Below are 12,748 nucleotides of genomic sequence, written 5' to 3' on the forward strand. Positions count from 1 at the left end.
TCACCCGAACAGCTCGGTCAGCTCGGTGGGCTCGGCGGTGTCGCGCAGCGCCTGCCGCGCGGCCAGCCAGCCCGGCATCCCGTGCACGCCGGGTCCGGGCGGGGTGGCCGCCGAGGCGAGGTAGACGCCCCGCATCGGGGTGCGCCAGGGCGTGCGCGAGAGCACCGGACGGGCGAACGCCTGGCGCATCGTGAACGATCCGCCGAGGATGTCGCCGCCGATGTCCGCCGGATTGTACGCGTGGCGCTGCGCGGCGGTCATGACGTGGAAGGCGACGATGCGGTCGCGGAAGCCGGGGGCGAATCGCTCCAGCTGTGCCGTCACGGTCTCGGTCGGATCCAGCGTCGAGCCGCTCGGCACGTGCAGATAGGCCCACAGCGTCTGGGCTCCATCCGGTGCTCGGGACGGATCGAGGATGCCGGGCTGGACGGTGAGCACGTACGGCCGGTCCACGACCCGGCCCGCGGCCACCGCGTTCTCCGCGGCCTCGATCTCGGCTCGGGTGCCGCCGAGGTGCACGGTCGGCGCGGCGGCGACATCCGGGTTCGCCCAGGGCACCGGCCCGTCCAGCGCGAAGTCGACCTTCGCCACGGCGGGCCCGTACCGGTACCGGCGGACCGCCCGCGCATACCCGGCCGGAACGCCCGGCAGGGTCAGGGCCAGGCGCGGGGCGGTGTCCAGCAGCAGCAGGTCGCCGGCGGCCGGGTCGCCCCAGTCCAGGGCCGACAGGTCGCCCACCCGGTGGCCGGTGTCGACCACGCCGCCGTGCGCGCGCAGATCGTCGATGAGCGCATCGGCGATCGCGTCCGAGCCGCCGCGCGGATACGCCCACCCGGTCGAATGCGCATGCGCGAGCAGGTAGAGCGCCGACGCGGTGGCCGCCAGCGACGGCAGGGTGCTGTTGGCGTGCGCGACCACCCCGGTGAACAGGGCCGCCGCCTCGTCAGTGCGGAATGTGGGCAGCACCCGCCGCCCGGCCGTCGTGCCCAGCTGCGCCATCCGCAGTGCGAACCGCGCCGCCGTGACCGGATGCCGGGGCACCCGGATCAGCTGGTTCCCGGTGAAATCGGCCACCCCGGCCAGCCGTCGGTTCAGCGGCCGGACGATGCGCCGCCATGCCGGGCCGTCCGCGCCGAGGTCCGCGACGGTGCGGTCCAGGTCGCGCCAGGCCACCGCGGCGCGCCCGTCGTCCAGCGGGTGGGCGAAGGAGGCCTCGGGCACGATCCAGTCGATCCGGTCGAGTCCGAACGCCCGGAAGAACGGCGAGCTCAGCGCCGCCGGGTGGACGGCCGAGCACACGTCGTGCCGGTACCCCGGGAGGGTCAGCGCGGCGGTGCGAACGCCGCCGCCGGGGGTGTCGGACGCCTCGACGACGCGTACGCCGTAGCCGGCCCGGGCGAGCGCGACCGCAGCGGCCAGCCCGTTCGGGCCGCTCCCGACGATCGTCGCTCGTCGTGCCATGGGTCCAGTCTGGCACCTGCGGCGTCCACTCATGGGGGGTTGACAGCGTCGGTGCCCACGATGCGGGGCCGACAGGCCATGATGGAGAGCACAGGTCCACGAAGGGGGAGTGGTTGAGATGGAATCGACGAAGCTGGATGCCCCGGATCCGATCGCGGCGCGGCTGGGCTGGGAACCGGGATCCGAAGCGGGAGCCCGGATCCGCGCGCTCGCCAAGGAGATCCTCGCCGACCGTCTCGAGATCGACCCCGTGTTCGTGAACGTCGAACGCGAGGCGCCCCGGCAGTTCGGGCATCACCCGCAGCCGATCGCCGTCGTCGACGGGCGCGAGGTGCCCCTGGCCGTGCACACCTCCAGCTTCCGGTCGGCGTCGGTGGTGGCCGTCTCAGAGCCCGGGGTGCTGGTCGGGCTCGACATCCGCGACCACCAGCCTGACGAGGGGATGCTGCACGAGATCCGCGGACACTCGCACCTGTGGGGCGACAGCCTGTGGGAGGACGCCAGCACCGAGAAGCTGCTCATGCACTGGTCGCGCGTGCAGGCGGTGCGCCAGGCCGACCCGCGTGGGGTGAGCGTGCGCCCGGAGCAGGTGCGGCTGGATCCGCCGTTCGCGAAGGCGTGGACGCCGGATCGGACGAATGCCTACCGGCTGATCGACCTGTCGCGAAAGGGCTTCATCATCACCCTCGCCTGCGGGTCGGCGGCCACCGACTGACCGGTCAGTCCACCAGGTCCGGCAGCGCCGCCTTCAACTCGGCCAGCCAGGCACGGGCGTTCCCGTCCGACGGAGCCCGCCAGTCGCCGCGCGGCGAGAGCGAACCGGCCGGCGACACCTTCGGCCCGTTCGGGATCGCGCTGCGCTTGAACTGCGCGAACGCGAAGTAGCGCTGCAGGAACACCTGCAGCCACGTCACGATCGTGGGCAGATCGTAGCCGTACCGCTCGTCGACCGGGAACCCGGGCGGCCAGGCTCCGGCATCCGGGTCCGCCCATGCGTGCGCGGCGAGGAAGGCGATCTTGGACGGCCGGAAGCCGTAGCGCAGCACGTGGAACAGCGTGAAGTCGTGCAGCGAGTACGGCCCGATCCGGTCTTCGGTGGACTGCATCCCGCCGTCGGCGTCGGCCGGGACGAGTTCGGGGCTGATCTCGGTGTCCAGCACCGACTGCAGCACGTGGGCGGCCCCGGCATCCAGCCACCCCTCGTCGGCACCGCTCGCGATCACCCAGCGGACGAGGTGCTGGATCAGCGTCTTGGGCACGCCCGTGTTGACGGCGTAATGGCTCATCTGATCGCCCACACCGTAGGTCGACCAGCCCAGGGCGATCTCAGACAGATCGCCGGTGCCCACGACGAACCCGCCGCGCTGATTCGCGAGTCGGAACAGATAGTCGGTGCGCAGCCCGGCCTGCACGTTCTCGAAGGTCACATCGTGCACGGGCTCGCCGCTGGCGAAGGGATGCCCCATCGTGGCCAGCAGCTCTTGTGCGGCGGGGCGAATGTCGATGGTCTCGATCGAGGCCCCGACGGACTCGGCCAGCGCGATGGCATTCGACTTCGTGTGCTCGCTGGTGGCGAAGCCGGGCATCGTGAAGGTCAGGATGTCGCTGCGTGGCCGGTCCAGCCGATCCATCGCCCGCGCGATCACCAGCAGGGCGTGCGTCGAGTCGAGCCCGCCGGACACGCCCAGCACGGGCTTGGGGCTGCCGATGGCCTGCATGCGCTGCACGAGCCCCGACACCTGGATGTTGAACGCCTCGTAGCAGTCCTGTGCGAGCCGGTCTGCGTCATCCGGCACGAACGGGAACCGGTCCAGCGGCCGGCGCAGCCCGATGTCGGCGGACGGCGGGTCCAGCAGCACGTCCACGGTCACGAACGCGGCATCGCCGATCAGGGCCCGGTTGTCGTCGAACGTCCCCTGCCGCAGCCGGTCCTGCCGCAGCCGGTCCAGGTCGACGTCGGCGACGCTGCGGCGCGGCCCGTCCGGGAACCGCTCGGTGGAGGCCAGCAGCTCGCCGGTCTCGAAGATCATGGTCTGCCCGTCCCACGACACGTCGTTCGTGGATTCGCCGGTGCCGGCGGCGGCATACGCGTAGGCGGCCAGGCAGCGCAGCGACTGCGACCGGCAGAGGGTCGCGCGGTCCTCGGCGCGGGCGATGGTGATCGGGCTGCCGGACAGGTTGACCAGCACCGTGGCGCCGGACAGCGCCGCGACCGAGGAGGGCGGGACGGGCACCCAGACGTCCTCGCAGACCTCGGCGTGCAGCACCAGCCCGGGAACGTCGCGCACGTCGAACAGCAGGTTGGTGCCGAACAGCGCCTCGCGCCCGCCGATCCGGATCGCCGCGCCGTCGAACGGGGCGCCGGCGGCGAACCAGCGCCGCTCGTAGAACTCGCGATACGTGGGCAGGTGCGCCTTGGGGGCGACGCCGATGATCTCGCCCCGGTGGATCACGACCGCGCAGTTGTACAGCCGGCTGCGGTGCCGCAGCGGGGCGCCGACCACCAGGACGGGGAAGAGGTCGGCGGATGCCGCGGCCAGGCGCTCCAGTGCCGCCTCGACGCCGTCCAGGACGGCGTCCTGCATCACGAGGTCCTCGATCGAGTACCCGCTCAGGCACAGCTCGGGGAACACGGCCACCGCGACGGCATCGTCGTGGCATTCGCGGGCGGCGGCCAGGACGGCGTCGGCGTTGGTCTGCGGATCGGCGAGGGCGACCGGGATCGTGCATGCGGCGACCCGCGCGAACCCGTGCCGGTATGCGCTGGCGAAGGGCAGGCTCATCCCCTCAGTCTGGCACCGACGCCGGGGTGTCGGTGGCCGTCTGTAGGGTCGAGGCGGAAGGGAAGGCATGCGGTACATCGAAGACGAAGGCCGGATCGTCTGGAGCGCCAGCGACCTGAAGGCGGCGGCCGAGTGCGAGTTCGCCTGGCTGCGCGCGATCGACGCGAAGGTCGGGCGCGTGCCGGCGGTGGTCGACCCCGAGGACGAGACGCTCGCCCGGGCCGCCCGGCTGGGCACCGAGCACGAGCGGCGGGTCCTGGCCGCGTACCGCGAGCGCCTCGGCGACGCCGTGACCGAGATCCCCACGGCCGCATCCTCGGACGCGACGGCGATGGCGGATGCCGTGGCCGCCACGATCGCGGCGCTGAACGACCCCGCGACCCGGGTGGTCTACCAGGCCACGTTCCAGACCGCCGAGTTCGTCGGCTTCGCCGACTTCCTCGTCCGCGAGGACGACGGCCGGTGGGTGGTGCAGGACTCCAAGCTGGCGCGCCACGCGCGGGTCACGGCGCTCATGCAGTTGGCGGCATATGCCGATCAGCTCGACCGGCTGGGGGTGCCGCGAGCCGGTCGGGTCGAACTGCTCCTGGGCGACGGCACCACCAGCGTGCACCGGGTCGACGACCTCATGCCGGTGTTCCGGCTGCGGCGCGCGCGGCTGCTCGCGCTGATCGCCGACCGGCAGCTCGCGCGCGGTCTCGAGGGCGAGGCGATCGCCTGGGGCGACGAGCGCGGCGAGCTGGGCGTGGTCGCCTGCGGGCGCTGCGCGACCTGCGATCAGGAGGTCGTCGCGTTCCGTGACCTGCTGCTGGTGGCGGGCATGCGGCCGGTGCAGCGCGAGCGGCTGCGGGCCGCCGGCATCCGCACGATCGACGCGCTGGCCGAAGCATCCGCCGCGCCGCCGAAGATGAGCGCCGAGACGTTCGCGATGCTGCGCACCCAGGCCCGGCTGCAGCTGCAGAGCCCGGCGGGCATCCCGGCGCTGGTACCGGCTCCGGCGCCGGCCTCCGCCGCGGTGCCGGTCGCCGCCGACGCGCCGCCGGTCGCGGTTCTCGCGCCGGCCGTCCCGACGTACGAGGTCGTCTTCCCCAAGGCGCTCGGCGCGCTGCCGCGCCCGGACCTGGGCGACATGTTCTTCGATTTCGAGGGCGACCCGCTGTACACCGAGGGCGCGCGCGCCCAGGACTGGGGCATCGACTATCTGTTCGGCTGGGTCGACGTGCGCGAGCAGTACACCGGGCTGTGGGCGCACAGCTTCGCCGACGAGAAGGCGACATTCGAGCGCTTCCTCGACATCGTCCGCGCGGTGCGCGACCGGCATCCCGGCATGCACATCTATCACTACGCGCCGTACGAGACGACCCATCTGCTGGCGATGGCCGCCCGTCACGGCGTGCGCGAGGCCGAGCTCGACGGGCTGCTGCGCGACGGTGTGTTCGTCGATCTGTATCCGATCGTGCGGCGGGCGCTGCGGGTGGGCTCGCGTTCCTATTCCATCAAGAAGCTCGAGCCGCTGTACATGGGCGACGAGGTGCGGACGAGCGACGTCCAGCGCGGCGACGACTCGATCGTCAAGTATGTGCAGGCGCGGGGCCTGTCCGACGACGGGCAGGATGCCGCCGCCCAGGTCGTACTCGCCGACCTCGCCGACTACAACCGGTACGACTGCGTCTCGACACGGCGACTGCGGGATTGGCTCGTCGACCGCGCCCGCGAGGCGGATCTGCTGCCCTCGCGCGACATCGAGTCGGTCGAGACCGCGTACGCACCGTCCCGCCGCGCGGACGACCTGCGGCGGCTGGCCGCCGACGAGGGTGTGCCCGAAGCAGACGCCGGGGCGCTGCGGCTGGGCGCGGCCGCGATCGACTACTACCCGCGCGAGGCGAAGTCGTTCTGGCAGGCGCACTTCCTGCGGCTGCGCGAGCCGATCACGGTGTGGGAGAACACGCGCGACGTCGTGGTGGTCGACGCCGACCACAGCGGGGTGACCGAGGACTGGCATCCCGGCCCCCGCTCGGTGCGCCGCCTGGTCCGGCTGCGCGGCGAGGTCGCCCCCGGCACCCGGCTGAGCGTGGGGACGCGGCCGTTCGTGCTGTACGAGACGCCCCCGCCGTTCGGTGCCGACGCGATGCCGCGATGGGTGCACGTGGCGCGCGAGGTCGAGGTGGTCGAGGTGCTCGACGACGGCGCGATCGTCGCCGAGACGGCAGCGGACGGGCAGACGTGGCACGAACTTCCGGTCGCGATCTGCCCGGCTGCGCCGCCGCGGGCGGGCAATCAGCAGGTCGCGATCGACGAGTGGGCGGATGCCGTCGTCCACGCCGCTCCGGCCTTCCCGGCCGATCCGGCCAGCGACATCCTGCGCCGCCGTCCGCCGCGCACCCGCACCATGCCGCTGGGTGACCAGGCGCGTCCCGCCGACCACATCGGCGCCATCTCGGCGGCGCTGCTCGACCTGGATCGCAGCTACCTCGCCGTGCAGGGGCCCCCGGGCACCGGCAAGACGTATGTGGGCTCGCATGTGATCGCGCGGCTCGTGCGCGAACACGGCTGGAAGGTGGGCGTGGTGGCGCAGTCGCACGCGGTGATCGAGCACATGCTCGACCGGGTCGTGGCGGCGGGGGTGCCGGCCGGCCAGGTCGGCAAGGCGCGCAAGGCGGGGGCCGAGGGCGACGTGTCGTTCACCGCCTTTCCGAAGAACGGCCTGGCCGGGTTCGCCGAGGAGCACGCCGAGGGCGGGTTCGTGGTCGGCGGCACGGCGTGGGACTTCAGCCACGTCGGACGGGTGCCCCGGCGATCCCTCGACCTGCTGGTGATCGACGAGGCCGGGCAGTTCTCGCTGGCCTCGACGATCGCGGTGGCCGCGGCATCCGATCGCCTGCTGCTGCTGGGCGATCCGCAGCAGCTGCCGCAGGTGAGCCAGGGGATCCACCCCGAGCCGGTGGACGCCTCCGCGCTCGGCTGGGTGATGGACGGGGCCGACGTGCTGCCGCCGGCGTACGGGTTCTTCCTCGATCGCACCTGGCGCATGCGCCCCGAGATCGCCGAGCCGGTCTCGCGACTCTCGTACGACGGCGAGCTCGCGTCGCGCCCGAGCGCCGCGCTGCGGGGGATCGAGGGCGTCGCCCCCGGTGTGCACGCCGTACCGGTGCGCCACCACGGCAACGCCACCCAGTCGCCGGAAGAGGCGGCGGTGGTGGTCGAGATCGTGCGCGACCTGCTCGGCCGCCCGTGGACCGACGTCGAAGAGGACCGCCCGCTGCCGCCGCGGCCGCTGGAGCAGTCCGACCTGATCATCGTCACCCCGTACAACGCGCAGCAGGTGATGGTCGAAGAGGCGCTGCACGCCGCCGGATTCGGTGCCGTCCCGGTGGGCACCGTCGATCGGTTCCAGGGGCAGGAGGCCGCGGTCTCGATCGTGTCGCTGGCCGCGTCGAGCGGGAAGGACGCCCCGCGCGGGCTGGAGTTCCTGCTGCTGCAGAATCGGCTGAACGTCGCGATCTCGCGGGCCAAGGCGGTGGCCTATCTCGTCTACGCCCCGGGGCTGCTCGACGACCTGCCGCGCACGCCCGACGGGGTCACCCGGCTGAGCGCGTTCGCCCGCCTGGCCGGGGTGGACGACGACCCGGAAGGGGATGATGGGGCACACCGTAGACTCGGCGCATGAGCGAAGACCTGCCCCAGCAGTTCGAGATCGATCTGCCGCCTGAGATCATTCCCGGCAACTACGCAGACTTCGCGAACGTCTGGCACACCCCGACGGTGTTCGTCATGGACTTCGTCACCCTGGCCCAGCCGCCGCGGGAAGAGACGCACCCCGACACCGGGGAGCAGATCGCCATCGTCCCGGCGCGGGTGGTCAGCCGCATCCGCATCCCCCCGGAGCAGGTGTTCGAGCTGGCCAAGGCGCTCACCCAGCAGCTCGAGTTCTGGGAGCAGGAGACCGGTAAGCGCTCCCCCTCCTGACCCCGCCCCCGCCTGACCTCGCCCCCTCCTCCTTCCCCGCCGAGGTTGTCTTCCGTCCGCCGAGGTTGTCTTCCGTCCCGCGAGGTTGTCTTCCGTTGCGCGAGGTTGTCTTGGGTCGCAGGATGCATTCGGATGCCTGGGGACAATCTCGGCGAACCGAGGACAATCTCGGCGAACGGAGGACAATCTCGGCGAACCGAGGACAATCTCGGCGGACCGAGGACAATCTCGGCGGACCGAGGACAATCTCGGCGAATGGGAGGGAGGGGCGGGCGGGTCAGACGGTGCCGTAGAGGCGGTCGCCGGCGTCGCCGAGACCGGGCACGATGTATCCGCGGTCGTTCAGGCCCTCGTCGCGCGCGCCGAGCACGAGCGTGACGTCGCGGTCGCCCACCTGCTCGTCGATCTTCGCGATCCCCTCGGGCGTGCCCAGCAGGCAGATCGCGGTGATGTCCTGCGCACCCCGGTGGAACAGGAAGTCGATCGCCGCACCCAGCGACCCGCCGGTGGCCAGCATCGGATCGAGCACGAAGCACTGCCGATCCGACAGATCCGTGGGCAGCCGCTCCGCATACGTGCTGGGCTCGAGGGTCTCCTCGTCGCGGACCATGCCGAGGAATCCGACCTCGGCCGTCGGCAGCAGCTTGACCATGCCCTCCAGCATCCCGAGCCCGGCGCGCAGGATCGGCACCACGAGCGGACGCGGCTCGTCGATGCGCACCCCCATCGTCGTGGTCACCGGCGTCTGGATCTCGACCGGGGCGACGCGCACGCCGCGGGTGGCCTCGTAGGCCAGGAGCGTGACCAGCTCCTCGGTGAGCTGCCGGAACACCGGCGACGGCGTGCGCTGATCGCGCAGCACCGTCAGCTTGTGGGTGATGAGGGGATGATCGGCGATGTGCACGCGCATGCTCCCAGGGTACTGGTCGGCCTCGCTCCCACCCGACCCCGTACCCTCGTGATGTGACCTCTGCCTTCGACTCCGCGATGGACCGCGCGCTGGTTCTGGCCGTGCGGGCCGGAGCCGCCGGCGACGTCCCCGTCGGCGCCCTCGTGCAGGATGCCGCGGGCCGCACGATCGCCGAAGGGTGGAACGAGCGCGAGCAGACCGGCGACCCCACCGCCCACGCCGAGCTCGTCGCGCTGCGCAGGGCCGCGGCATCCCTCGGCTCCTGGAACCTCGAGCAGCACACGCTCGTGGTCACCCTCGAGCCCTGCCTGATGTGCGCCGGCGCGATCCTGCAGGCGCACATCCCGCGGGTGGTGTTCGGCGCCTGGGATGAGAAGGCGGGCGCCGCCGGCTCGCTCTACGACGTGCTCCGCGATCGCCGCCTGCCGTACCGCGCCGAGGTCATCGGCGGCGTGCGGGAGGATGCCGCATCCGCTCTGCTGCGCGACTTCTTCGATCAGCGACGCTGACCAGCGGCATCCCGCGCCGCCCGATCAGCGACCGATCACAGCGCCCGCAGCCGCGGCAGCACGCTGCCCAGCAGCTCGAGGTGCTCGACGTCGCGGATGTCCACCAGCTGGAAGTAGACGCGCTGCGCGCCCAGCCCGCGGAGCCGATCGACCGTGGCCACGATCTCGTCGGGCAGACCGGCGATCACATCGTCGGCGCGCACGGCCGCCGGATTGCGTCCGATCGTCTCGGCCCGGCGCGACAGCTCGGCCTCGGTGTCGCCGACGATCGTCGGCAGCGCGACCGACAGCTTCAGCGTCGCCGGATCCCGCCCCGCCTCCGCACAGGCGGCGCGCACGCCGGCGAACTTCTGCGCGATGACGTCCTCGGGCTGGAACCCGATGTTGAACTCGGTCGCGAATCGCGCCGCGATCGCCGGGGTGCGGCGCATCCCGCCGCCGCCCACGATGATCGGCACCTGCTCCTGCACGGGCTTGGGCAGGGCGGGGGCATCGGCCAGCGTGTAGTGCCGGCCGGTGAACGAGAACGTCTCGCCCACCGGGGTGCTCCACAGGCCGGTGATCACCGACAGCTGCTCCTCCAGCATCCCGAACCTCTTCGCCGGGAACGGGATGCCGTAGGCCCGGTGCTCCGCCTCGAACCAGCCGGTGCCCAGCCCCAGCTCCACCCGGCCGCCGCTCATCGCGTCCACCTGCGCGGCCTGGATCGCGAGGATCGACGGCGCGCGGTGCGTGGCCGACGAGACCAGCGTGCCCAGCCGCACGCGGGACGTGTCGCGGGCGAGGCCGGCCAGGGTGGTCCAGGCGTCCGTGGGGCCGGGCAGCGGGCTGCCTGCTCCCATCCGCATGTAGTGGTCGCTGCGGAAGTACCCGTCGAAGCCGAGCTGCTCGGCGGTCTGGGCGAACACGCGCTGTTCGTCGTAGCTGAACCCCTGCTGCGGTTCGGTGAAGACGCAGAATTCCATTCAGTCCTCCGATTTCAGGATGAACGCCTCGGTCGGCGGCGCCGGGTCGTCCCCGGGACGGTAGACGTCCGGCTCCAGGTAGATCACGCGCGCCGCCGGGACCGCGGCGCGGATGCGGCGCTCGACCGCGTCGATGTCGCCGGCGACCGCGGCCAGCGGCTTGTCGCGGGGGAAGCCGAGCTTGGCGGCGACCATGAGCTCGTCCGGACCCAGATAGAGCGTCTTGATGTGGATCAGCTTCTGCACCTCGGGCCCGTCCTGCACCGCCCGCACGATGGCGTCGAGGTCGCGTCGCCCCGCGCCCTCGCCCACGAGCAGGCTCTTGGTCTCGATCCCCAGGGTGATGGCGACCAGGATCAGCAGCGTGCCGATCATGAGCGTGCCGACCGCGTCGAAGACCGGATTGTGCGTGAGAGTGGACAGCCCGACCCCCAGCAGCGCGAACATGAGGCCGGTGAGGGCCGCGACATCCTCCAGCAGCACCACCGGCAGCTCGGGCGCCTTGGCGTGCCGGATGAACGCGAACCACGACTCGCCCTGGGCCCGGTGCGGCCGCGACTCCCGCACCGCGGTGCGCAGCGAGAACGATTCGAGGCAGATCGCGATCACCAGGACCAGCAGCGGCACCCAGACGTTGTCGAGCTCGTGCGGGTGCGTGAGCTTGTCGACGCCCTCGTAGATGGAGAACAGGCCGCCGACCGAGAACAGGATGATCGCCACGACGAACGCGTAGACGTAGCGCTCGCGGCCGTAGCCGAATGGATGCTCGCGGTCGGCGGATCGCTTGGCCTGGCGCCCGCCCCACAGCAGGAGAAGCTGGTTCCCGCTGTCGGCGACCGAGTGGATCGCCTCGGCCAGCATGGAGGCCGACCCCGAGAAGAACCAGGCCACGAACTTCGCCAGGGCGATGCCCAGGTTCGCCAGGAACGCCGCGATGATCGCGGTCCCGCCGCCGGATGCACTCATGGGCTCGAGTCTAGGGAACCGCCCGGTCCAGCGGAGGGACGCGCGGTCCGGGGCGGGGATGCCGCGGCCGGCGTCAGTCCTCGGACTTGAGGATGATCGTCTCGGTCGGCGGGGACGGGTCGTGCTGCGGCTTGATGTACCCGATCGTCTGCAGCAGCGCGCGGCGGAACACGCCGGGGCGCTCCAGGTGCGGTGCGTGGCCGACTCCTTCGATCTCCAGTTCGACCAATTGGCCGCCGGCGGCACGGTAGGCCTCCAGCACGTCCCGGGTCTGGCTGACCATCGGCTGCGGCGGGGCGACCTCCTCGCCCGGCCACCCCGGGACCAGCTCGGCCTTGCCCAGCTGGTTCAAGTCGAAGTACGACGCATCCGACACGATCGCATCCGCCGTGCCGTGCACCCACAGGATCGGCGGCTTGGGGCGCAGGTCGACGATGCCCGAGACGTCGAAGTAGCGCGGCGCCATCGTGTTCAGCACGCCGATCGCGCCGGCGGCGAACCCCGGCCAGTTCTGGCTGGGCACACCGTCGCCCGGATAGTTCCCGGTGGCGGTCGAGGTGGTCAGCATCGAGTCGACCCACACATCCTCGTGCGCGGTCACGTAGTCGGCCGACACGTACGAGGACCGGAAGACGCTGCGCGGCGAGGTCGGGGCATCCGCCGACTCGTCATGGTCGATCAGCCGCTGCACGAAGTCGGGGTTCGCGCCGCCGCCGCCGCACCCGGCGTCATCGTCGGTCAGACGCGTGCCGTCGCGGCGGGTGCCGCCGAACCCGTACGGCGAGACCGGCGCCTGCAGCGTGAGGCTGCGCACCGGGTGATCCAGCGCGTACTGCATGATCACGCCGCCGCCCATCGACCAGCCCACCAGGTGCACCGCGTCCAGCTCGAGCGCCTGCAGCACCGCGTGCAGGTCGTCCGCGAAGTCACGCACTCCCCGGGTGGCGTCGACCGGCAGGCTCTCGGTGCCGCCGAAGCCGCGCAGGTCCACCGCGATCGGGCGGATGTCGCCGGGAAGATCCTCCATGATCTCCTGCCAGAACAGGGCCGACGACACGTTCCCGTGCACGAACACGACCGTGCGCTCGCTGGGCGTGCCCCGGTCGTCGGCAGTCCGCTCGAGGATGTTCACCCCCATCCGTGGGGTCTCGACGATACGTGCGGCGATGCCGTCGAACACGGTCATGG

The 12,748-nt window shown here is 72.0% G+C and carries 10 protein-coding genes; 4 read left to right on the forward strand and 6 right to left on the reverse strand.

Translation table 11 applies throughout. The annotated features are described in order from the left end of the window. Positions 1-1,461 (reverse strand): phytoene desaturase family protein, encoded by a 1,461-nt coding sequence (locus AC0L6F_RS13950; RefSeq protein WP_473538358.1) that lies wholly within the window; start codon positions 1,459-1,461, stop codon positions 1-3. 118 nt (positions 1,462-1,579) lie between these two features. On the opposite strand from AC0L6F_RS13950, the gene AC0L6F_RS13955 reads away from it, so the two are divergent. Next, positions 1,580-2,176: a hypothetical protein gene (locus AC0L6F_RS13955; RefSeq protein ID WP_473538359.1), complete on the forward strand. Its 597-nt coding sequence runs from the start codon at positions 1,580-1,582 to the stop codon at positions 2,174-2,176. Positions 2,177-2,180: 4 nt separating this feature from the next. On the opposite strand, the gene AC0L6F_RS13960 is transcribed toward AC0L6F_RS13955, so the two are convergent. Then, the gene (locus tag AC0L6F_RS13960; protein WP_473538361.1) at positions 2,181-4,244 is read right to left on the reverse strand and encodes an NAD(+) synthase; all 2,064 of its coding nucleotides are present in this window, start codon (positions 4,242-4,244) and stop codon (positions 2,181-2,183) included. 67 nt (positions 4,245-4,311) lie between these two features. Between AC0L6F_RS13960 and AC0L6F_RS13965 the strand changes: the two genes are divergently transcribed. Together AC0L6F_RS13965 and AC0L6F_RS13970 are read left to right on the forward strand one after the other, a co-directional pair. Beyond that, positions 4,312-7,911: a TM0106 family RecB-like putative nuclease gene (locus AC0L6F_RS13965; protein WP_473538362.1), complete on the forward strand. Its 3,600-nt coding sequence runs from the start codon at positions 4,312-4,314 to the stop codon at positions 7,909-7,911. Further along, positions 7,908-8,210 (forward strand): DUF3467 domain-containing protein, encoded by a 303-nt coding sequence (locus AC0L6F_RS13970; protein ID WP_259611325.1) that lies wholly within the window; start codon positions 7,908-7,910, stop codon positions 8,208-8,210. The genes AC0L6F_RS13965 and AC0L6F_RS13970 overlap by 4 nt, the downstream gene beginning before the upstream one ends. 277 nt (positions 8,211-8,487) lie before the next feature. Here AC0L6F_RS13970 and upp read toward each other — a convergent pair whose 3' ends face one another. Further along, positions 8,488-9,120: a uracil phosphoribosyltransferase gene (gene upp, locus AC0L6F_RS13975; protein ID WP_274637197.1), complete on the reverse strand. Its 633-nt coding sequence runs from the start codon at positions 9,118-9,120 to the stop codon at positions 8,488-8,490. 77 nt (positions 9,121-9,197) lie between these two features. On the opposite strand from upp, the gene tadA reads away from it, so the two are divergent. Beyond that, a complete protein-coding gene (gene tadA, locus AC0L6F_RS13980) occupies positions 9,198-9,629 on the forward strand; it encodes a tRNA adenosine(34) deaminase TadA (protein WP_274638509.1) in 432 nt (143 codons plus the stop codon). Between the two features lie 35 nt (positions 9,630-9,664). On the opposite strand, the gene AC0L6F_RS13985 is transcribed toward tadA, so the two are convergent. The 3 genes from AC0L6F_RS13985 to AC0L6F_RS13995 form a co-directional block, all read right to left on the reverse strand. Then, positions 9,665-10,594 carry an LLM class F420-dependent oxidoreductase gene (locus tag AC0L6F_RS13985; RefSeq protein ID WP_473538363.1) on the reverse strand — a complete coding sequence of 310 codons (930 nt, stop codon included), beginning with the start codon at positions 10,592-10,594 and terminating at the stop codon, positions 9,665-9,667. Next, positions 10,595-11,560, reverse strand: coding sequence for a cation diffusion facilitator family transporter (locus AC0L6F_RS13990; protein ID WP_259611326.1), 966 nt, complete (start codon positions 11,558-11,560; stop codon positions 10,595-10,597). It abuts the gene before it with no gap. A 73-nt stretch (positions 11,561-11,633) separates the two neighbouring features. Next, entirely contained in the window at positions 11,634-12,746 is a 1,113-nt protein-coding gene (locus AC0L6F_RS13995) for an alpha/beta hydrolase (protein ID WP_473538364.1), read from the reverse strand. Between the last annotated feature and the right edge of the window lie 2 nt (positions 12,747-12,748).

The sequence above is a fragment of the Microbacterium sp. G2-16M genome (assembly GCF_055809115.1).

Excerpts from the sequence above, each read along its gene's own strand:
- AC0L6F_RS13950 (WP_473538358.1), bottom strand. The coding sequence starts at position 1,461 with ATGGCACGACGAGCGACGATCGTCGGGAGCGGCCCGAACGGGCTGGCC.
- AC0L6F_RS13955 (WP_473538359.1), top strand. The coding sequence starts at position 1,580 with ATGGAATCGACGAAGCTGGATGCCCCGGATCCGATCGCGGCGCGGCTG.
- AC0L6F_RS13960 (WP_473538361.1), bottom strand. The coding sequence starts at position 4,244 with ATGAGCCTGCCCTTCGCCAGCGCATACCGGCACGGGTTCGCGCGGGTC.
- AC0L6F_RS13965 (WP_473538362.1), top strand. The coding sequence starts at position 4,312 with ATGCGGTACATCGAAGACGAAGGCCGGATCGTCTGGAGCGCCAGCGAC.
- AC0L6F_RS13970 (WP_259611325.1), top strand. The coding sequence starts at position 7,908 with ATGAGCGAAGACCTGCCCCAGCAGTTCGAGATCGATCTGCCGCCTGAG.
- upp (WP_274637197.1), bottom strand. The coding sequence starts at position 9,120 with ATGCGCGTGCACATCGCCGATCATCCCCTCATCACCCACAAGCTGACG.
- tadA (WP_274638509.1), top strand. The coding sequence starts at position 9,198 with ATGGACCGCGCGCTGGTTCTGGCCGTGCGGGCCGGAGCCGCCGGCGAC.
- AC0L6F_RS13985 (WP_473538363.1), bottom strand. The coding sequence starts at position 10,594 with ATGGAATTCTGCGTCTTCACCGAACCGCAGCAGGGGTTCAGCTACGAC.
- AC0L6F_RS13990 (WP_259611326.1), bottom strand. The coding sequence starts at position 11,560 with ATGAGTGCATCCGGCGGCGGGACCGCGATCATCGCGGCGTTCCTGGCG.
- AC0L6F_RS13995 (WP_473538364.1), bottom strand. The coding sequence starts at position 12,746 with ATGACCGTGTTCGACGGCATCGCCGCACGTATCGTCGAGACCCCACGG.